This window comes from Flavihumibacter solisilvae, assembly GCF_000814475.1.
GTDB lineage: Bacteria > Bacteroidota > Bacteroidia > Chitinophagales > Chitinophagaceae > Flavihumibacter > Flavihumibacter solisilvae.
Genome location: NZ_JSVC01000052.1, coordinates 1 through 829 on the forward strand (window position 1 = coordinate 1; position 829 = coordinate 829).

Genomic DNA, 829 nt, shown 5'->3' on the forward strand with positions numbered 1-829 from the left:
CCCGATGGTGAAAAGGGAATAATTGTATTAAATCCATTTTTTATAGATTGAGTTTTATGAAAGAGTTTATTAAGGCTTTCGATCTTTATGTCAATACTTTATTTCAAGAGGACAATAAGGAGGAGATTAAGCGTGTAATTATACAAGATATACCGAGTTTTGTCCAACAGGAAATGTTTGAATTTTATAGCTTGTCAAATTATTCAGGTGTTCCCATTGTTTTTACAGGCGTTGCAGGTGAAAGTTCAAATGTTAAGCTGTTTAGTGTAAATACTAAGGACGGAATCTTACAGAAGAGGAATGATTCAAGTATTAAAAAACTAATTATCATTTCAAATATTGTACTTGATAGGTCGAGTGAGACAGCTGTTACTGTAATAAACGATTTTGCCAAAGAGAAGTGGAAGTGGATAAATTCTTCTCTTGGTCATTTTCTTTTGTTTTCTTATTTCAAGTTTGCAGGTATCGAGGGAAAATATGAGCAAGATCTAGTTAAGAAAATTATCAGGTTAGTTGGGAAGGAGTATCCAAATGGTATTGATGGGCAATGGTATTTTCTTTTAAGATTCTTTTCTTCATTGGAGAATGCAACTCCAGTTAAAATTGATGATTTGTGTTTTTTGTTAGGTCTTCCCAAGACTGGGATAAATAGAGATATAAGTCATTCTTTATCAATATTTGATAAGAAAGTTAACTTTGATAAGCTAGAATTTGCCAATACTATTATTTCATCTATCTCCAATAGGAGTCTTAACGGGTTTAGAGATTTTGTTCATTCGAGGATTGATGAAATTTCTGAAGAGTCATCAGAATATGAGATGTTATCAAA

Annotated in this window: 1 protein-coding gene; it reads left to right on the forward strand. The window is 31.7% G+C overall.

Annotation, left to right across the window (positions count from 1 at the left end; translation table 11 throughout):
* Positions 1 to 56: 56 nt before the first annotated feature.
* Positions 57 to 829 (forward strand): hypothetical protein (locus OI18_RS23335; RefSeq protein ID WP_039144745.1); only part of this gene is annotated, 773 nt, incomplete at its 3' end.